We start from the raw sequence: 20164 nt of genomic DNA on the forward strand, positions 1-20164 counted from the left end.
GCGCTTATCCGACCTACGATTTGAAATGCAAAAAGGCGGAACAAACGTTCCGCCTTTTTTTAATCTGACGATTACGCGTTGTAAGCGTTCTCGCCGTGGCTGTTGACGTCCAGACCTTCGCGCTCATGCTCTTCCGGCACGCGCAGCCCGACGGTCAGATCAGCGACTTTGAAGCCGATAAATGCCACCACGCCGGACCAGACGATAGTCAGACCGATACTTTCCAACTGAACCAGAACCTGATGTGCCATGGTCACGCCCTCCGCGTAGCCTACGCCACCCAGTGACGTCGCCGCAAAGATGCCGGTCATGATGCAGCCTACAATACCGCAGACGCCGTGGACGCCGAACACATCGCATGGGTCATCCACACGCAGCCATTTCTTCAGCAGCGTAACGCCCCACAGACCAGCCAGGCCCGCCACGATACCGATAATCAGCGCCCCGCCAACCCCTACATAGCCGCAAGCTGGTGTGATACCAACCAGACCTGCAATGGCGCCGGAGCAGGCACCCAGCAGAGAAGGTTTACCACGCAGCGCCCATTCACCGAACACCCAGCCGAGGACTGCCGCAGCCGTCGCCACAACCGTGTTAACGAATGCCAGAGCGGCGATTTCGTTAGCCGCGCTTGCGGAGCCTGCGTTAAAGCCAAACCAGCCGAAGTAGAGGATCGCGGTGCCGGTAAAGACCATCGGCAGGTTGTGAGGTTTGAACGCCTCTTTGCCATAGCCCACGCGCTTGCCAACCAGGTAAGCGCCTACAAGGCCCGCCACCGCAGCGTTGATGTGCACAACCGTACCGCCCGCAAAGTCCATCGCGCCATGGGATGCCAGCAGACCACCGCCCCATACCATGTGCGCAATCGGCACATAAGAAAGCGTCAGCCAGACCAGCACAAAAATCAGTACCGCAGAGAACTTAATGCGTTCAGCCAGCGCGCCCACAATCAGCCCGACGGTAATACAGGCAAACGAGCCCTGGAACGCAACGTGGATATACTGATAGAACGAGCCCATCAGCGCTTTCAGCTCGATATTTTTGAGCATCGCCCAGTCGAAGTTGCCGAAGAAGTTGCCGCCCGTCCCGAAGGCCAGCGTGTAGCCATAAACCACCCACAGCACGCAAACCATCGCGAAAGTCACCGTCACCTGCGTCAGCATGGAAAGCACGTTTTTGGAGCGAATCAGGCCGCCGTAAAACAGCGCAAGACCCGGTACAGTCATAAACAGCACCAGCGCGGTGCAAATCATCATAAAGGCGTTGTCTGCTTTATCAGCAACGGCCGGGGCGGCGAAAGCCAGTGATGGCGCAAGCGCCAGGGCTAAGAGGCCTGCAGCAGAGGCGATTTTTTTCATTTTTTCTGTCCCTTTCACGATGGGGGAGGCGTTACAGTGCAGCTTCGTCGGCTTCGCCGGTACGAATACGGATCACGCGTTGCAGCTCGGCAACGAAAATTTTGCCGTCACCGATTTTGCCGGTATAGGCGGCTTTGCTGATGACGTCGATCACTTCGTCGAGCTGGTCATCGGCAATCGCCACATCAATTTTCACTTTTGGCAGGAAGTTAACGCTGTACTCCGCGCCACGGTACAGCTCGGCATGCCCCTTCTGACGCCCAAACCCTTTGACTTCGGTTACGGTCAGCCCTTGAATGCCGATGGAAGACAACGCCTCGCGAACGTCTTCGAGTTTGAATGGTTTGATGACCACGGTAACCAGCTTCATAGATTCCCCTCCAGTAAGACAATCGGTAATTGCTCAGCAGCACTGAAAGAGATAAAGCAAGGCCCGTGCCAGAAATGAAAGTCGGCCATGATCCGGCGTGCTAATCAGGGGATTTGTGGAATATATCGTGGGGAGAAAAGGATACCTGAGGTTAAGAATGTTCCTGGAAAGAAAAAACGCACCATGCTGGTGCAGAGTGCGTTTCAGTTTTGCACCAACGGCGGTAGCCGCTGGATTTATGCATACTTATAGTGCATCAGGCGGTGAGCGTTTCCTCGCGCGTGGCGGCAGCCAGTTCCTCACCAGCCAGCTGGAGCTGGTACATCTGCCAGTAGCGCCCTTCTGCTGTCAGCAATTCGCTGTGCGTGCCTCGCTCAACCGCCTGCCCGCGATGCAGAACGAGAATAGTGTCTGCATCGGTGATAGTGGACAGGCGGTGCGCGATAACCACAAGCGTAGTGTGTTCTCGAATGGCAGCTAGCGCCTGCTGAATAGCCTGCTCGGTGCCGGAATCGATGTTCGCCGTTGCCTCATCCAGAATGAGGATCTGCGGCGCATCCACCAGCACGCGGGCCAGGGCTAAAAGCTGTTTCTGACCAACGGAGAGGTTATTCCCCTGCTCCCCCAGTCGAGTATGGATGCCGTCAACCATAGTGCGAGCCAGATCCGCGAGCTGCACAGTTTCCAGCGCCTGCCATACGGCCTCTTCGCTGATGTCGCGCCCGAGCGTGACGTTAACAAAGAACGAATCCGCCATCACCACCGGATCCTGCTGGACCATCGCCACGCCGCGGCGTAGCGTGCCGTGGCTCAGCGTACCGAGCGGGCGACCATCCAGACGAATTTCACCGCGTGTCAGCGGGTAATAGCCCATCAGCAGGTTCGCCAGAGTGCTTTTGCCGCTGCCGGTATGCCCCACCAGCGCCACGAAGCTGCGCGACGGCACGTCCAGATTGATATCCTGAAGCACCAGCCGATCGCCACGGTAGGCAAAGGAGACGTTATCCACCTCAATGCGTCCGCTTTGCAGCGGCTGCTCGTCATGACCGTAATCCTGGCGCTTGCCGTCCATCAGCTCAAAGACCCGTTCACCGGCCACCACCGCCTGCTGCAGCATCGACTGCTGGGTAGTCAGTTCGATCAGCGGCTCGTTAAGACGGCCTAAATAGTTGATGAAGGCGTAGAGCACCCCAACCTCTATGGTGCCCACAGAAGTGAAGCCAAACAGCATCAGCAGCCCGCACAGCACCAGCGCTGAGAACAGGCTCAGCAGCGGGCGCAGCAGGAAACCATCCAGGCGCAGGGTCTGCATGCGGGCGAGATAATGTGAGCGGCTCGCCGCCCCCATGCGCTCGCCAAAACGCGCCTGCTGGCGGAACTGCTGGATCACGCTCATGCCGTTGATGACCTCGTTGAAGCCGTCGTTAATATCCGCCAGATAGCTGCGCACGCGGCGGACAATCGGCGTGCTGTAGCGCTGATAGATCATCATCACAATCAGCACTGCCGGGAAGATCGTTATCGCCACCAGCGCCATACGCCAGTCGAGACTGAACATCGCCACCAGCATCGCGCCGATTAGCGCCGCGCTTCGCAGCACCGTGGCGACAACCGTGACGTAAAGGTCGCGGATCACTTCGGTATCGTTGGTGACGCGGGAGATTAGCTGCCCGACCGGCTGAGTATCAAACGCGCTCAGCGGCTGGCGCAGCGCTGCGTCCATCACGTCCATCCGCAGCTGCTGCACCACGCCAACCGCGGCCTGATTAAACAGCAGCGCCTGCCAGTAGTGCAGGCCCGCAGCGGTAACAGAAAGCAGCAGATAAGCCGTTGCCAGCCCGGCCACCAGCGCAACCGGCAGGCGGTTTTCGGAAACGATGTTGTCGATAAAGTAGCTGACCAGAATCGGCCCGGTCACTTCCGCCGCAGCGGCAATCCACAGCATCACCACCGCGCCCGCCAGCGGTTTGCGCCACGGGGAGCCGTAGGCCAGCAGGCGTTTGATGGTCGGCCACTGTTTCGTTAACTTACGCACTGGCGTTCTCCTTGTCGTTCGCTTCGACCGGCGCCTCGTCCAGCGCCGCTTCAAGCTGCTGATAGCGGAACATATCGCGATACCAGCCGGGCTGCGATGCCAGCGCATCGTGGCTGCCGCGCTGCGCAATATGTCCGTGCTGCATGACCAGGATCTCGCTCGCCTCGGTCAACGCCGATAAACGGTGCGCGCTGATGATGACGGTGCGGTGCTCACCCCACTGACGCAGGTTATGGAGAATATCGTGCTCGGTACGCCCATCCACCGCGGAGAGCGCATCGTCCAGAATCAGAATTTCGGCATCCAGCAGCAACGCGCGGGCAATAGAGATACGTTGTTTCTGACCACCAGAGAGCATAACGCCACGCTCCCCGACTTCGGTGTCATAACCCTGCGGCAGGCGCAGGATATCTTCATGCACGCTCGCAAGCCTTGCGACATGTTCAATCTCTTCCTGCGTGGCGTTCGGCTTGCCCAGGGCAATGTTGCTGGCCACGGTATCGGAGAAAAGGAACGGCGTCTGGTTCACCACCGCCAGGCGGCTGCGCCAGGAATCGAGCTGCATCTGCACCAGAGGAATATCGTGGAAGCGAATGTCGCCCTGGTCGATATCAAAATGACGCTGGATAAGCGACAGGATGGTGCTCTTGCCCGCTCCCGTCGGGCCACACAGCCCCAGCATGCCACCCGGCTTGAGCGCAAACGAAACGTTCTCAAGCGTGGGCTTTGCCGTTTGCGGATAATGGAACGCGCGAATATTTGCCTGCAGGGTGCCACGGCCTTCCGGTGCCTGTTTCTTGCCGTCTGTCACCGACGGCGCTTCCGCCAGCATGCTGCGGATACGGCTATACGCCGCGCTGCCGCGCTCGACGATATTAAACATCCAGGCCAGCGCCAGCATGGGCCAAATCATCAGCCCCAGATACATGACGAAGCTGGTGAGCTGCCCGAGCGTCAGCGTGCCCTGCATCACCATCCAGCTGCCGCCGCCCACCGCCAGCAGGTTAGCCGTGCCGATGGCGATATAAATCGTCGGATCAAAGCGGGCGTCCACCCGCGCTACCCGCATGTTCTTCTTGCCCGCATCCTGCGCCTCAGCGGCAAACAGCGCCGACTGCCGGTCTTCCAGGCCAAAAGCTTTGATCATGCGGATACTGGTCAGGCTCTCCTGGGTACGATCGTTAAGCGTCGAGAACGCCGCCTGCGCCAGCTTGAAGCGCTGGTGAAGCTGATCCCCGTAGCGTTTAATCACGATGGCCATCACCGGCATAGGTAATAAGGAAAGCAGGGTTAGCTCCCAGCTGATTTGCGTAGACATGACAATCAGCACCGCAAGGCCCATGACCAGCGAATCGACCAGCGTGAGCACGCCCTCACCCGCCGCGAATACCACGCGATCGACATCGTTCGTTGCGCGCGCCATTAGATCGCCCGTGCGGTGGCGCAGGTAAAATTCAGGGTGCTGGCGGCTGAGCTGGCGGTAATAATCCTCGCGCAGTTCCACGGCAAGCTGATAAGACGCCCCGAACAGCAGCACACGCCACACATAGCGAAGCATGTAGACGACAATGGCAATGGCGACCATCACCCCAAGCCACATCAATACCTGCCGGCCCGAAAGATTTTGCGAAGTCACACCGTCTACAATCACGCCCACCAGTTTGGGCGGCACAAGCTGCAGAATGGCAATGATGATAAGCAGCGCCACCGCACCGAGATAGCGTCGCCATTCCCGGGTGAAGTACCAGCTTAGTTGAGCAAATAATCGCACGCGATGTTCCTGGGTAACGGGGTATTGAAATAAAGAAAAGCGCCACAAGCAGGGTTAGATGCTGCTTATCGGCAAAGCTGTTGTGTATTTTATCTGTTCCATGGCGAAACTCGAAGTGACATCGGTTAAACCGGGAATACCGTTGACCAGCCGCTTGTAAAAGTCATCGTAGCGTTTCATGTCCGCCACCTGGACACGCATCAGATAGTCGTACTCCCCGGCCATGCGCCAGAAGCCGAGCACTTCGGGCATATCCGCCACGACGGCGACAAATTTACCGTACCAGTCGCTGCTGTGCTGCTGGGTTTTAATCAGCACGAAAGCGGTCAGGCCAAGCCCGAGCTTTTCGGGATCCAACAGGGCGACTTTCGCCCGCACGATACCGTCGTCTTCGAGTTTTTTCAGGCGCTTCCAGCAGGGCGTGGTGGTCAGATTAACGGCATCCGCCAGCGCCTGCAAAGAGAGGGTGCAGTCTTCCTGCAGCAAGGATAGCAGCTTACGGTCAATTTTATCTAACATGGCGACTCTTGGGAGAAATATTTTCTATAATGAAAGCCTCAGACAGGCTAAATGGCAACTTTTTTATCTCCTTTTTGCTTTACCCTAAGCACAAATAGACAAATGGAACGCCGCCATGAGTAACCCCTGGGTAAACCACGCCATCAGTGAAATCAATGCCGATTATCAGCGCTCGGCAGACACGCATCTTATCCGCCTGGCTTTGCCAGCTTTTCCGGGCATTCAGCTTTACCTGAAAGATGAAAGTACCCACCCTACCGGCAGCCTGAAGCATCGTCTGGCGCGCTCGCTGTTTCTGTATGGTTTATGCAATGGCTGGATCAAAGAGGGTACGACAATTATCGAAGCTTCGTCGGGTTCTACCGCCGTGTCAGAAGCCTATTTTGCGCGCTTGCTTGGCCTGCCGTTTATCGCCGTCATGCCCGCCTGCACCGCAAAACGCAAAATTGAACAGATCGAATTTTACGGCGGTCGCTGCCATTTTGTGGAGAGCGCCTGCGAAATCTATGCTGCCTCTGAGATGCTGGCCCGTGAGCTGAACGGCCACTATATGGATCAGTTTACCTTCGCCGAACGCGCGACGGACTGGCGAGGCAATAACAATATCGCGGACAGTATCTTCCGTCAGATGGAGCACGAACCGAACCCGGTTCCCGATTACATTGTAATGAGCGCAGGCACAGGCGGAACATCCGCCACAATTGGCCGCTACCTGCGTTATCAGGGTTATCCCACGCAGCTGTTAGTGGTTGACCCGTTGAACTCCGTGTTTCTTGATTACTGGCACCAGCGAGATTGCAGCCTGAGCAGCAAAGTTGGCAGCAAAATAGAGGGTATTGGTCGTCCCCGCTGCGAACCGTCCTTCATTCCTGACGTCATCGACGAAATGATGCGCGTGCCGGACGCAGCAAGCGTTGCCACCATGCAGTGGCTCGAAACCGTTTTAGGGCGAAAAGTCGGAGCCTCTACCGGGACAAACATGTGGGGAGCTTTGCAAATGGCTGCTCGTATGCGCACCGAAGGCCGTACCGGCTCGATCGTAACGCTATTGTGTGACAGCGGTGAGCGCTACCTTGAAACCTATTACGATGCACAATGGGTGAAAACAAATATCGGTGATTTGCAGCCGTGGTGCGCTGAAATCCAGAATTTACTGAAATGAATAATGGCCGGAGTGAATCCGGCCACAAATACCGTCTGAGATCCACAATAATTTAATTCAATAATAATTACCCCAGAACGTATAATATGCCACGAATCGTTAAACATCTCAAAACGTGCCAATTACTCGCGCCCAGATAGTCATGGAAAATCTTATTTGCTATAACTGCATGGCTTTTATGCCAGAGTATGCAATTACAGATTTTTTACATGGAGTTTTAGAGGGCACTCATGCAACTTTCTATTCTATTCAAGGCCGCCTGTCTGACAGGGTTATTGTCACTGGCAGGTTGTTCATCTTCGGTGACAGCACCAGAAAAATATTCAGGATTCCTGAAGGATTATTCCGGGCTTAAAAAAACAGAGTCCAGAACCGGGAAGCCAATTTTACGTTGGGTTTCACCGGACTATAAACCTGGTAGCTACGATAGCCTGGTGTTCAACCCCCTGACGTATTATCCGAAGCCGAAACCTAACTCGCAATTAGGTCATGAAACGCTGGATAAAATCCTCACCTACACCAATTCCAGGCTGAGGGAGCGGGCAGCAGAAAAGATAGAGCTGGTGAGCACGCCCGGCCCGCGGAGCCTGATTTTCCGTGGGGCGATTACCGGTGTTAACAGCAGCGCTCAGGACATTCAGTTCTATGAAGTCGTCCCAATTGCTATGGTCGTTGCTGGCACCATGATGGTCACGGGACACCGCACCATGGACACGCATATCTACTTTGAAGGCGAGCTGATTGATGCCAACACCAACAAAGTGGTGATGAAGGTCCTGCGGAAGGGACAAGGGAAAAAAATCGATAATGAAAGCTCGCCAATCACCATTGATGATATAAAAGGGGTTATTGATGAACTAGCCACTGATACAGCGCTAGAGTTTACACCGCCCCAAAAGACATCCTGAAAATACTGCCAGCCGCTGACATATTGATGATTTAAAAATAGCTCAAATCGTCAACTTTTTACTCTGTTATTTTGTTTTTTACATACCAGGCGGTATTTAAATTATGCAATCATATTCATAATTAAACTTAACGTAGCGGTGACGCCAAATAGTATGTATCCTCGCCGCCATTCCATGAAATGGAATACCTGAGATGTTGTGTTATTCCTGGCAGTCCTTTTGGCCCTCTTGAGGGCCATTTTTTTTGATGGTTCGCAAGGAATAACAGGAATAAAAAAACCGGGCAGAGCCCGGCGCTGAAAAAACCTTGAGTCATTCGGGGGAATAAGTCAGGTGTGGTGTATCCAGCCAGTGATTCAAATAATGCGAAACGGCCTGTTGACTGCAATGGCCGATAACCGGCAAATGCGGTAATTCCGACTTCAGCTGCGGCATGGCATTACCCATTATCAGGCCGCGGCCCACAGATGAGAGCATCTCACGGTCATTCATGGCATCACCAAACGCCATGCACTCTTGTAACGTCATACCCAGATGTTCACTGAGCTTGCCTAGCGCAGCCCCTTTATTACAGCCCACCGGCAGGACTTCCAGACAATCAACCGCCGAGAAACAAAGGAACGCTTTTTCGCCAAGCGCTTCGCCGAGCTGGATTTTCAGCTGGCTTAAATCGCCGTGATCGCCGCAGAAGCAGATCTTGGTGACCTCATGTAAAGGCAAACGCTTAAAATCGATAATCTGGTATTTGAAGCCGCTGTATACGTGGGCATGAAGCAACTCGGGGATTTCTCGCTCCGTCATCCAGCCGGTGTCATTGAAGACGTGCATACTCGCCCGGGTGTCCCACTGCTTCTGGAGGACAACTTCGGCGGCGTCGGGTGAGAGATCCTGGCGGTGCAGAAGCTCACCTTCCCTGTTATGAATGCGTGTGCCGTTGCCGGTAATTAAAAAAGCATCGAGATCTATCGAGCCAAGGATATGGCGCATTTCGAGAGCATGGCGTCCGGTAGCAAACGCCAGCGTCATTTGTCGCTCGTCGCGCAGACGTCTGAGCGTGTTCAACGTCTCTTTCCCGAGGTGATGATTTGGCATCAGCAACGTGCCATCCATATCAAATGCTGCCAGACGTGCCATAGCGACTCCTGAATATTGCCTTACAAACATGGCTGCCAGTATTACCTGGCATATACGGAACTAATAGTGAATACTTCTTAAAAAATGTTCCGGGTTTAGCTATGCGATTACTTAATCGACTTAATCAGTTCCAGCGCCTGTGGCAACCCTCAGAAGGTGAGCCCGTGCAGGCAACCATAGCAGAACTTGCTGGCCGCTGTTTTTGCAGTGAGCGTCACGTCCGCACGCTGCTGAATCATCTGCAGGATGCAGGCTGGCTAACCTGGCGGGCGCGGTCCGGGCGCGGCAAGCGGGGAGAGCTGACTTTCCTGGTTACGCCAGAAAGCCTGCGATCCAGCATGATGGAAGAGGTGCTGCATAAAGGGCAGCACCAGAACGCGCTCGATCTGGCGCAGATCGCCCCGGAACAGCTTCGCCACCTGCTTCAGCCGTTTCTGGGCGGCCAGTGGCAAAACGACACCCCTACATTGCGTATTCCGTACTATCGTCCCCTCGAACCCCTGCAGCCGGGCTTTATGCCGGGGCGCGCAGAACAGCACCTGGCCGGGCAGGTTTTTTCCGGTCTCACCCGCTTTGTTACCCACAGCACCCTGCCCCAGCCCGATCTTGCTCATCACTGGCAGGTTTCCGACGACGGCCTGAGCTGGCATTTCTTTATTCGGTCGACGCTGCACTGGCACAGCGGCGAGGCGGTAGAAACCTCGCAGCTGCAGCAGCGCCTGCTGATGCTGTTAACCCTGCCCGCCATGCGCCGCCTGTTTATCAGCGTTAAGACGATTGAGCAGCCCCACGCGCAGTGTCTGCAGTTTGTGCTGCATCGTCCGGATTACTGGCTGCCGTGGCGGCTGGCGAGCTACTGCAGCCGCCTCTCCCATCCCGACGACGCCCAGCTGGGCTGCGGCGCGTTCCGCATTGCTAGCTTTCAGGAGAATCTCGTACGCATTGAAAGCCACGAGAGTTATCACCTGAGCCACCCGCTGCTGAAGGCGATTGAATACTGGATCACGCCCGCGCTTTTTGACACGGCGCTGGGAACAAGCTGTCGCCATCCGGTGCAGATCGCCATTGGCCAGCAGGACGATCTGGTTCACCTGCGCCCGGTCAGCAACAGCATCAGCCTGGGGTTTTGCTATCTGGCCATCAAGCAGAACGGCAGCCTGACCCCGCAGCAGGCGAGAATGCTGATGCAGATTGTGCGCAAGCACGAGGTGATTGCCACGCTGCCGGTGGAAGAGTCTTTGATCACCCCAAGCACCGAGATGATCCCCGGCTGGACCATCCCGGAATGGCAAACCCTCGAAAACGTAGCGCTGCCGCCGAAGCTGACGCTGCTCTACCATCTGCCGGTGGAGCTGCACGCCATGGCACGGCAGATAAAACAGCATCTGGCGGCGCTCGGCTGCGAACTGACGCTGATTTTCCACGATGCCAAAAACTGGGCAGACTGCGCGGCGCTGGATGATGCGGATATTCTGATGGGCGACAGGCTGATTGGCGAAGCGCCGGAATACACCCTCGAACAGTGGCTACGCAGCGATATTCTCTGGCCGCGCCTGCTGTCCGGGGCGCAGTATGCGCGACTTCAGGCTACGCTTGACGCGGTGCAGATCCATCCCGATAACGCGACGCGCTATGCCGGCCTGAAAGATGTCTTCAGCTCGCTGATGAAAGAGGCGATCGTGACGCCGCTGTTTAACTACCGCTACCAGATAAGCGCCCCGCCCGGGGTTAACGGCATTGAACTTAACGCATGGGGTTGGTTCGATTTTACTCAAGCCTGGCTCCCCCCGCCTTCGATTAGCTGACGCATCAGCAAAGAAACTGGTTAGCCACGTTTCAGGGCGTTACCATAGGCGAAACGTAACATTCATTTGGTCATTACAGGATTAGTCATGAAACGTGCAGTTGTCGTTTTCAGCGGTGGACAAGACTCCACAACCTGCCTGATTCAGGCGCTACAGCAGTATGATGAAGTTCACTGTGTGACGTTCGACTACGGTCAGCGCCACCGCGCAGAGATCGACGTCGCGCGTGAACTGGCGCTGAAATTAGGTGCCCGCGCGCATAAGGTGCTGGACGTGACGCTTCTGAATGAGCTGGCCGTCAGCAGCCTGACGCGCGACAGCATTCCCGTACCCCATTACGACCCGTCGGAAAACGGCATTCCCAGCACCTTCGTGCCGGGCCGCAATATTCTGTTTCTGACCCTGACGGCAATTTATGCGTATCAGGTAGAAGCTGAGGCGGTGATTACCGGCGTATGCGAGACCGATTTCTCCGGCTACCCGGACTGCCGCGATGAATTTGTTAAAGCGCTGAACCATGCGGTCAGCCTGGGCATGGCCCGCGATATCCGGTTTGAAACGCCGCTGATGTGGCTGGATAAAGCGGAGACCTGGGCGCTGGCGGACTACTGGCAGCAGCTGGACCTGGTACGCCAGGAGACCCTGACCTGCTACAACGGTATCAAGGGCGACGGCTGCGGAGAATGCGCCGCCTGCCACCTGCGCGCCAACGGCCTGAATCATTACCTGGCGGATAAGCCGATGGTGATGGCCGCCATGAAAAAGAAAACTGGTTTGCAATAACCTTCCCGGGCGTGGTGCTCGCCACGCCCTGCCGGTCACTCCATCATCTGCTCAAGCTTTTCGCGTAGTTCACCTTCAATGGGCAGCGACTTCTGCGTTTTCAGATCGATGCAGACAAAGGTCAGCAGCGCGTCGGCCACGGCCTGGCCTTCTGGCTCCAGAGTCACGATCTGGCTCAGCACGCCGCTTTTGCCGTTTAGCTGCTGCAGGCTGCTGGTAATGGTCAGCACGTCCCCCAGCACCGCCGGACGGCGGTAGCTGATATTAATATTCACCACGATAAAGGCGATGTTGCGTTCGTTCATCCACTGAAAGCCCGCCGTGCTCTCCAGCCCTTCCCAGCGAGCCTCTTCCAGAAATTCCAGGTAGCGGGCGTTGTTCACATGCTGATAGACATCCATGTGATAACCACGAACTTTGATTTGTGTCTGCATAGCGCGATGACCTTTTATTTTTAATAAGCAGGTAAGATAGCCAGGCCACACCAACTGGTATGACCTGTTATTTAGCGTAGCAAAGTTTTCTGACTACGCGAGCCTGCACGCACTATCTATTAAAGTTTTATGCGCCCGCGGTTACGCTCCACCAGCGCGCTGCCAATCCCCGGCACCTCCTGTAGCTGGTCAGCCTCTTTGAAAGGGCCGTACTCTTCACGGTAGCTGACTATCGCCTGTGCTTTTTTCAGCCCCACGCCGTTCAGCGCCTGAGCAAGTTGTTCCGCGCTGGCAGTGTTGATACTCACTACTCCGTCATCCGGATCGACGGCTTTTGCTTCGCTCACTTTGTCTGAGGGCGATTTTGGGCCGATCTTTTCCGCCGCAGGAGATGTCTGCGCCACGGGGGTTGCTTTGGCAGGGGCCGCATGGGCGGGAGTACAGGCACCAGCACCAGCCAGAACCAGGGTAAGACACAACGCTTTCACTGCTGTTTTCATGCTATTTCCTCCATGTGTTTGATAGCGATGCCACCTTAACCGGAGAAAAAAATCACAACAATTAGCGAAAGTTAAATGTGGAAAAGGCCGCGAAAGCGGCCTTTGATTTTTGCATTCTGTTGCAGTTTTCTGCGAGAAACGCCGAAGATTATTGCTGCTGGTCGACCACGTCGCCCATCTTGATCTTCGCTTCTTTACGCAGGTTGGTCATCAGCGCTTCAAAAGCAATCTGAGCGTTGTTCTGAGTGATCCCCTGCACCATCGCTTTTTTCTGCTCGGCAGGCATGGTGCCCGCTTTCACTTCATCCAGCGCCAGCAGAACCACGTTGCCCTGCATGTCGTTCGCCACACCGTAGCTTGGTTTGTCTTTTGCCGGCAGCGGTAAGGTGAAGGCAGCCTGACTCACAGGATCCTGGCCGGTACGGGCCAGGGTTTTCGCCTCGCCGAAGCTCAGACCTGCCGCTTTCAGTTCGTCCTGACCTTTACCCTGTTTAAGCGCAGTGAGCAGTTTGTTTGCGTCAAGCTTAGCCTGCTGTTCCGCTTTCTGGCGTTTAACCTGAGCGATAACCTGGTCACGAACTTCAGCCAGTGGTTTAATCGCTTCCGGCTTATGTTCGGTGACACGCAAAACAAATGCACGGTCGCCGTCAACGGTAATGATGTCGGAGTTGCTGCCTGGCGTGCCATTCTGACCGACCAGACCACCGTTGAAGATAGCTTCCGATACAGGCTTGAAGTTCAGCTCGGCTGGCAAGTTGTCGTGGCCAAACCAGCCCGTTTCAACCGCTTTAACACCCGCAACCTGCTCAGCACCAGCCAGAGATTCGTTGTCGTTGCTTGCCGCATCGCTCACTTTCTGCTGCAGCGCGTAGTAAGCATCCAGCGCTTTCTCTTGTTTCACTTTATCCGCAATGGCGTCGTGCACTTCGGTAAGCGGCTTGGTTTTCGCCGGCTGGACGTCGTCCAGGCGAACGACCAGGAAGCCGACTGAAGATTTGATCACGCCAGACAGCTGGCCTTTGTCTTTCAGACCAGCATTTTTCAGCTCGTCAGGCGTGGTGCCCGGCTCCAGCCAGCCCATATCACCGCCGTTGCGGGCAGAGATAATGTCTGCTGATTTCGCTTTCGCCAGTGCTGCAAAATCACCGCCTTTGTTCAGCTCATCCAGCACGGCTTTCGCTTCCGCTTCTGTCTTAGTCTGAATCACGCTGTAGCGATTACGCTGCGGCTGGGTATATTCGTCCTGGTGCTGATCGTAGTAAGCCTGCACTTCCTCATCTTTTACGGTTTGCGGCATAGATGCAGCATCCAGCTTGATGTAGCTCACTTTGAATTGCTCAGGCGCCATATAGCGGTTTTTGTTTTGCTCGTAGCTGGCGCTGATTTCCTGATCGGAAGCCGTTTGTTTTGCCGTCAGAGCAGCCACATCAATGGTCGCTTCACGCACCAGACGCTCCTGTGACACCAGGGCTGCCAGCTCGTCGGTTTCCCCATTGAGCATGAAGTCGGTTCCCACCAGCGCATTGATCAGCTGCTGAGTGGTCAGCTGGTTACGCAGCGCCTGTGCGTACTGATCGGCTGACATCCCCATATTGCTGATAATGGCGTTATAGCGGGCGTTGTCGAACTTACCGTTGCTCTGGAAAGCAGACTCTTTAAAGATAGCCTGCTTGATTTGTTCATCGCTGATACCAAGGCCAAGATGTCTGGCGTACTGGTCCATCAACGCTTCATCGATCATGCGGGAGAGCACCTGCTGGCGCATCTGCTTCATGTAGCCTTCGCTGGAGGCCAGCTCAGAGAACTGATCACCTAATTGCTGCTGCTGGCGGTTACGCTCGCTGGCTACTGCGTTCTCGAACTGCCCACGACCAATCTCCTGGCCATTAACTTTTGCGGCATAATTGGCATTACCGCCAATCAGGTAGTTACCCACGCCAGTCAAAATGAATGACACGATAATCAGACCCAGAATGATCTTGAGCACGACGTGGTTTGCCGCCGCGCGTAAATTGTCCATCATGGTGATACAACACTCCGCTGTAGTGTAATAGGTAAACCCTGCGCAGATGCCAGTGCATCCTTTCGAACGCGCCGAGCTCTGCCGCTGCGCACAAGAGGGCTATTGTGACAAGAAACCCGCTCCAAATCATCATGCAAGCGCAAAATAAGACGGCTAAAACAAAAAAGGCACATCTGATGATGCGCCCCTGACAAAGCTTTACGGCTAAGTTAACAGATAATCGAACTTAGTTTACCGCGTCTTTCAGCGCTTTACCCGCACGGAACCCTGGGACTTTCGCTGCAGCAATGGTGATCTCTTTACCGGTCTGAGGGTTACGGCCTGTACGGGCAGCACGCTCTTTAACCGCGAAAGTACCAAAGCCAACCAGTGCTACGTCTTCTCCGGACTGCAGAGTTTCGGTAACAGAGGCAATAACAGCATCTAACGCACGTCCAGCCGCAGCTTTAGAAATATCAGCACCTGCGGCAATTTTGTCTATCAGTTGAGATTTATTCACTCTTCTCTTCCTCTCGTTATTATTTATATCGTACCCATACCCATCAAAGCACGACCGCGCAGCAGTTATATCAGGCCTGCCATGCCCGCACAACATCCGTTATGCGAGGCTGACTTAGCCAGCAGTCTAACTTAGCGATACAAAAAAAAGCTGGCAAGTGAGAATTCACTTACCAGCCCTGTTTTTCTTAACTGTATTTGCGTCAGGTCACTATTTTGCGGTTACAACCTGCATGCCGTAGGGCTCATTCTGCAAAGCAAGAGCCAGAACTTCCTCAATACGCTTAACAGGATGAATATCCAGATCGGCAATCACGTTGTCCGGAATCTCTTCCAGATCGCGTTTATTTTCGTCCGGAATCAGGACCGTTTTAATGCCACCACGGTGAGCAGCCAACAGTTTTTCTTTCAAACCACCGATTGGCAACACCTGCCCACGCAGCGTGATTTCACCGGTCATCGCGACATCTGCGCGCACCGGATTACCTGTCAGGCAGGAAACCAACGCTGTACACATGGCGATACCCGCGCTTGGGCCGTCTTTCGGCGTTGCGCCTTCTGGTACGTGAACGTGAATATCACGTTTTTCATAGAAGTCGCCGTTGATGCCCAGTTTTTCTGCCCGCGCACGAACAACGGTCAGCGCAGCCTGGATAGATTCCTGCATAACCTCACCGAGTGAACCGGTATAAGTCAGCTTGCCTTTACCCGGCACGCAGGCGGTTTCGATAGTCAGCAAATCGCCGCCCACTTCCGTCCACGCAAGACCAGTGACCTGGCCGACACGGTTTTCGCTATCTGCACGACCATAGTCGAAGCGCTGTACCCCAAGGAAATCCTTCAGGTTATCGCCGTTAATGGTGATGTGCTTCAGCGTTTTATCCAGCAGCAGCTGTTTCACGGCTTTGCGGCACAGCTTGGAGATTTCACGTTCCAGGCTACGCACGCCCGCTTCACGGGTGTAATAACGGATAATGCCGGAGATCGCGCTGTCTTCTACTGTCAGCTCGCCTTTTTTCAGGGCGTTACGTTCAATCTGCTTCGGCAGCAGGTGCTGTTTAGCGATGTTCAGCTTTTCGTCTTCGGTATAGCCGGACAGACGAATCACTTCCATACGGTCCAGCAATGGCGCCGGAATGTTCATGGAGTTCGAGGTCGCAACAAACATCACGTCGCTGAGATCGTAATCCACTTCCAGGTAGTGATCGTTAAAGGCCACGTTCTGTTCTGGATCAAGCACTTCCAGCAGAGCCGATGCAGGATCGCCACGCATGTCGGAAGACATTTTGTCGATCTCATCAAGCAGGAACAGTGGGTTTTTAACGCCAACTTTCGCCATTTTCTGAATCAGCTTGCCCGGCATCGAACCGATATAGGTACGACGGTGGCCGCGAATTTCAGCTTCATCGCGCACGCCGCCAAGCGCCATACGGATGTATTTGCGTCCGGTCGCTCTCGCGATGGACTGGCCCAGAGAAGTTTTACCCACCCCAGGAGGCCCAACCAGGCACAGGATTGGCCCTTTGAGCTTGTTGACGCGGCTCTGCACTGCGAGGTACTCAAGGATACGATCTTTGACGCGTTCCAGACCGTAGTGGTCGGTATCAAGAACTTCCTGAGCCTGACGCAGGTCTTTTTTGACCTTGCTGCGTGCGTTCCACGGTACCTGCACCATCCAGTCGATGTAGCCACGCACTACGGTTGCTTCCGCAGACATTGGCGACATCATTTTCAGCTTTTGCAGTTCCGCTTCGGTTTTTTCGCGCGCTTCTTTCGGCATTTTAGCCGCATCGATTTTGCGTTTCAGCGCTTCGTTTTCGTCCGGCGTATCGTCCATTTCGCCAAGTTCTTTCTGAATAGCTTTCATTTGCTCGTTCAGATAGTACTCGCGCTGGCTCTTTTCCATCTGCTTTTTAACGCGGTTGCGAATGCGTTTCTCAACCTGCAGCAGATCGATTTCGGACTCCATCATCGCCATCAGATATTCAAGACGTTCGTTAATATCGGACATCTCGAGTACAGACTGTTTATCCGCCAGTTTCAACGGCATATGCGCGGCAATGGTATCAGCCAGACGTGCTGGATCATCGATGCTGTTCAGCGATGTAAGCACTTCCGGCGGGATTTTTTTGTTCAGTTTGATGTAGCCTTCAAACTGATTAATCGCTGTGCGTACCAGGACTTCCTGCTCACGCTCTTCTATAGCCGGTGAGTCGAGGTATTCCGCCTGGGAAGTAAAATGATCGCCGTTGTCAGAAAGCGTGGTAATACGCGCGCGCTGTAAACCTTCCACCAGCACTTTAACGGTGCCGTCGGGCAGCTTCAGCATCTGCAAAATAGACGCAACGGTCCCCACCGAGAACAGGTCGTTTACACCCGGCTCATCCGTGGAAGCCTCTTTTTGCGCCACCAGCATGATTTTTTTATCGTTGTCCATGGCCGCTTCCAGGCAGCGAATAGACTTTTCACGCCCAACAAACAGTGGAATGACCATGTGCGGATAAACCACCACATCGCGCAAAGGCAATACGGGGATTTCAATGCGTTCAGAACGCTCAGGATTCATAGAGCTCTCTCTTAGTTTAATTTCCGCCAGGTGATGGGGCGATGCCTCCGCTCTTATGGCATCGACCTGCAAGTAAGTCAGTATATGGGGATGTTTCCCGGGCATTCAATGCCGGAATGGCAGGAAAAATAAAAGGGGGATAAAAATCCCCCTTTTTACACTAACCGACTGGTTATTTTGGCGAATTATTCGCCAGAAGCTTGTTGCGCTTCTGGCTTTCCGTAAATTAACAGCGGCTTGGTCTGGTCGTCGATAACGGCTTCATCGATCACCACTTTTTCGACATCTTCCATTGAAGGAAGGTCATACATGGTATCGAGCAGCGCCCCTTCAACGATAGAACGCAAACCACGAGCACCGGTTTTACGCGCCATCGCTTTCCTGGCGATTGCGTCCAGCGCTTCGTCGCGGAACTCCAGATCCACACCTTCGAGATTGAACAGCGCCTGATACTGCTTGGTCAGGGCGTTTTTCGGCTCTTTCAGGATTTGGATCAGGGCTTCTTCGCTCAGCTCGCTCAGGGTCGCAACCACCGGCAGACGACCGATGAACTCAGGGATCAGACCAAATTTGATCAGATCTTCTGGTTCCACCTGGCCCAGCAGCTGGCCTTCGCTGGCTTTTTCAGACTTGCCTTTCACCGTTGCGCCAAAGCCAATCCCCGAACCGGTTTCAACGCGGTTAGCGATAACTTTGTCGAGACCGGCAAATGCGCCACCGCAGATGAAGAGGATCTTAGATGTATCAACCTGCAGGAACTCTTGCTGCGGATGTTTACGTCCGCCCTGTGGTGGAACCGCGGCCACGGTACCTTCGATCAATTTCAGCAACGCCTGCTGCACGCCTTCACCGGAGACATCACGAGTGATGGACGGGTTGTCAGATTTGCGGGAGATTTTGTCGATCTCATCGATATAAACGATACCACGCTGTGCTTTCTGCACGTCGTAGTCGCATTTCTGCAGCAGTTTTTGAATGATGTTTTCCACATCTTCACCCACATAGCCCGCTTCGGTCAGCGTCGTGGCATCTGCCATGGTGAATGGAACATCAAGCAAACGTGCCAGGGTTTCTGCCAGCAGGGTTTTACCGCTACCGGTCGGCCCGATGAGCAGGATGTTACTTTTGCCCAGTTCGATACCGTTGGTGCTGTCACCGTTGCGCAGACGTTTGTAGTGGTTGTACACCGCCACCGCCAGGACTTTCTTAGCCTGTTCCTGACCGATGACATAGTCATCGAGGTGGTGACGAATTTCATGCGGCGTCGGCAGTGCGCTACGTTCGCGATGCGGAGCCACTTCTTTGATCTCTTCGCGAATGATGTCGTTACACAAATCGACACACTCATCGCAGATATACACTGACGGCCCGGCAATCAGCTTGCGCACTTCATGCTGGCTTTTGCCGCAAAAAGAGCAGTACAGCAGTTTGCCTGAACCGTCTTTGCGCTTATCTGTCATAAAGCAAAACCTCTTATCTGTTTCTTTGCGCCGTTGCAAACGACGCAAGTGCCATTATTGCGGCACAGCCAATCGTAAGCGCCAGCGGGCCGTTACTACAACTATAGTATAGAGCCCACTGTTTTCGGGCATTAGTTGCGGTGAGTCAGAATCGAGTCAACTAAGCCATACTCTACCGCTTCGCTGGCAGCGAGGAAACGGTCACGCTCGGTGTCTCTCTCGATTTCTTCCAGAGATTTACCGGTGTGTTGCGCCATAAGTTCGTTCATGCGGGCTTTAACTTTCAGAATTTCACGGGCATGGATCTCAATGTCCGTTGCTTGTCCCTGATAGCCGCCCAGCGGTTGGTGGATCATTACGCGCGAATTCGGCAGACAGAAACGCTTGCCCTTCGCACCAGCAGTCAGCAGGAAAGCCCCCATGGAACAAGCTTGTCCCATACAGATAGTGCTCACGTCCGGCTTAATAAATTGCATGGTGTCGTAGATAGACATACCCGCCGTAATGACGCCACCCGGTGAGTTAATGTAGAGATAGATGTCTTTTTCCGGGTTTTCTGCTTCCAGAAACAGCATCTGCGCCACAATCAGGTTAGCCATATGATCTTCGACCTGTCCGGTCATGAAGATGACACGTTCCTTGAGCAGACGGGAATAGATATCGTATGAACGCTCACCACGCGATGTTTGTTCAACAACCATCGGCACCAGGGCCATATGGGGTGCTAATTGATCTCGTTCGCCACTGTATGACATTTCCGTCTCCTGGAGTAATTAAGCCTTCTAACCTACTGCACTGATTCTACTTGAGACGCGAAAAGAAGACTACGTTCCTTGCG

General features: G+C 54.5%; 17 protein-coding genes. 4 read left to right on the forward strand and 13 right to left on the reverse strand.

All coding sequences use genetic code 11. The features are described 5' to 3' along the window. Positions 1-71 precede the first annotated feature (71 nt). The 5 genes from amtB to HYQ67_RS05320 all read right to left on the reverse strand — a co-directional run bounded on the left by amtB (position 72) and on the right by HYQ67_RS05320 (position 6053). On the reverse strand, positions 72-1358 hold the full coding sequence (gene amtB, locus HYQ67_RS05300) for an ammonium transporter AmtB (RefSeq protein ID WP_202302096.1): 1287 nt from the start codon (positions 1356-1358) through the stop codon (positions 72-74). A 31-nt stretch (positions 1359-1389) separates the two neighbouring features. Continuing rightward, positions 1390-1728 carry a P-II family nitrogen regulator gene (glnK, locus tag HYQ67_RS05305; RefSeq protein WP_002891893.1) on the reverse strand — a complete coding sequence of 113 codons (339 nt, stop codon included), beginning with the start codon at positions 1726-1728 and terminating at the stop codon, positions 1390-1392. A 256-nt stretch (positions 1729-1984) separates the two neighbouring features. Then, positions 1985-3763, reverse strand: a complete 1779-nt coding sequence (locus HYQ67_RS05310) for a SmdB family multidrug efflux ABC transporter permease/ATP-binding protein (protein ID WP_202302098.1) — start codon at positions 3761-3763, stop codon at positions 1985-1987. After that, on the reverse strand, positions 3756-5534 hold the full coding sequence (locus HYQ67_RS05315; protein ID WP_202302100.1) for a SmdA family multidrug ABC transporter permease/ATP-binding protein: 1779 nt from the start codon (positions 5532-5534) through the stop codon (positions 3756-3758). Before HYQ67_RS05315 ends, HYQ67_RS05310 begins: the two co-directional genes overlap by 8 nt. Positions 5535-5588: 54 nt before the next feature. After that, positions 5589-6053: an Lrp/AsnC family transcriptional regulator gene (locus HYQ67_RS05320; RefSeq protein WP_202302101.1), complete on the reverse strand. Its 465-nt coding sequence runs from the start codon at positions 6051-6053 to the stop codon at positions 5589-5591. A gap of 115 nt (positions 6054-6168) precedes the next feature. Here HYQ67_RS05320 and HYQ67_RS05325 point away from each other — a divergent pair, with 115 nt between their 5' ends. Continuing rightward, entirely contained in the window at positions 6169-7215 is a 1047-nt protein-coding gene (locus tag HYQ67_RS05325) for a PLP-dependent cysteine synthase family protein (RefSeq protein WP_202302103.1), read from the forward strand. Between the two features lie 230 nt (positions 7216-7445). Continuing rightward, the gene (locus tag HYQ67_RS05330; protein WP_202302105.1) at positions 7446-8123 is read left to right on the forward strand and encodes a DUF3313 domain-containing protein; all 678 of its coding nucleotides are present in this window, start codon (positions 7446-7448) and stop codon (positions 8121-8123) included. Between the two features lie 312 nt (positions 8124-8435). On the opposite strand, the gene cof is transcribed toward HYQ67_RS05330, so the two are convergent. Further along, positions 8436-9257, reverse strand: coding sequence for an HMP-PP phosphatase (gene cof, locus HYQ67_RS05335; RefSeq protein ID WP_202302107.1), 822 nt, complete (start codon positions 9255-9257; stop codon positions 8436-8438). 101 nt (positions 9258-9358) lie between these two features. On the opposite strand from cof, the gene HYQ67_RS05340 reads away from it, so the two are divergent. Then, complete coding sequence (locus HYQ67_RS05340) at positions 9359-11062, forward strand: SgrR family transcriptional regulator (protein WP_202302109.1); 1704 nt, start codon at positions 9359-9361, stop codon at positions 11060-11062. An 87-nt stretch (positions 11063-11149) separates the two neighbouring features. Then, complete coding sequence (gene queC, locus HYQ67_RS05345) at positions 11150-11845, forward strand: 7-cyano-7-deazaguanine synthase QueC (protein WP_202302111.1); 696 nt, start codon at positions 11150-11152, stop codon at positions 11843-11845. Between the two features lie 35 nt (positions 11846-11880). On the opposite strand, the gene HYQ67_RS05350 is transcribed toward queC, so the two are convergent. The 7 genes from HYQ67_RS05350 to clpP all read right to left on the reverse strand — a co-directional run bounded on the left by HYQ67_RS05350 (position 11881) and on the right by clpP (position 20081). Then, positions 11881-12279, reverse strand: coding sequence for a YbgC/FadM family acyl-CoA thioesterase (locus HYQ67_RS05350; RefSeq protein ID WP_202302112.1), 399 nt, complete (start codon positions 12277-12279; stop codon positions 11881-11883). A 119-nt stretch (positions 12280-12398) separates the two neighbouring features. Continuing rightward, positions 12399-12779: a ComEA family DNA-binding protein gene (locus HYQ67_RS05355; protein WP_202302113.1), complete on the reverse strand. Its 381-nt coding sequence runs from the start codon at positions 12777-12779 to the stop codon at positions 12399-12401. A 148-nt stretch (positions 12780-12927) separates the two neighbouring features. Beyond that, entirely contained in the window at positions 12928-14802 is a 1875-nt protein-coding gene (gene ppiD / locus HYQ67_RS05360; RefSeq protein ID WP_202302114.1) for a peptidylprolyl isomerase, read from the reverse strand. 226 nt (positions 14803-15028) lie between these two features. After that, a complete protein-coding gene (gene hupB / locus HYQ67_RS05365) occupies positions 15029-15301 on the reverse strand; it encodes a nucleoid-associated protein HU-beta (RefSeq protein ID WP_202302115.1) in 273 nt (90 codons plus the stop codon). Between the two features lie 210 nt (positions 15302-15511). Further along, positions 15512-17866: an endopeptidase La gene (gene lon, locus HYQ67_RS05370; protein ID WP_202302116.1), complete on the reverse strand. Its 2355-nt coding sequence runs from the start codon at positions 17864-17866 to the stop codon at positions 15512-15514. Between the two features lie 185 nt (positions 17867-18051). After that, on the reverse strand, positions 18052-19326 hold the full coding sequence (gene clpX, locus HYQ67_RS05375; RefSeq protein WP_202302117.1) for an ATP-dependent protease ATP-binding subunit ClpX: 1275 nt from the start codon (positions 19324-19326) through the stop codon (positions 18052-18054). 131 nt (positions 19327-19457) lie between these two features. Then, entirely contained in the window at positions 19458-20081 is a 624-nt protein-coding gene (clpP, locus tag HYQ67_RS05380; protein WP_167612148.1) for an ATP-dependent Clp endopeptidase proteolytic subunit ClpP, read from the reverse strand. Between the last annotated feature and the right edge of the window lie 83 nt (positions 20082-20164).

This window comes from Dryocola clanedunensis subsp. sulfonylureivorans (assembly GCF_016756775.1).
GTDB lineage: Bacteria > Pseudomonadota > Gammaproteobacteria > Enterobacterales > Enterobacteriaceae > Dryocola > Dryocola clanedunensis.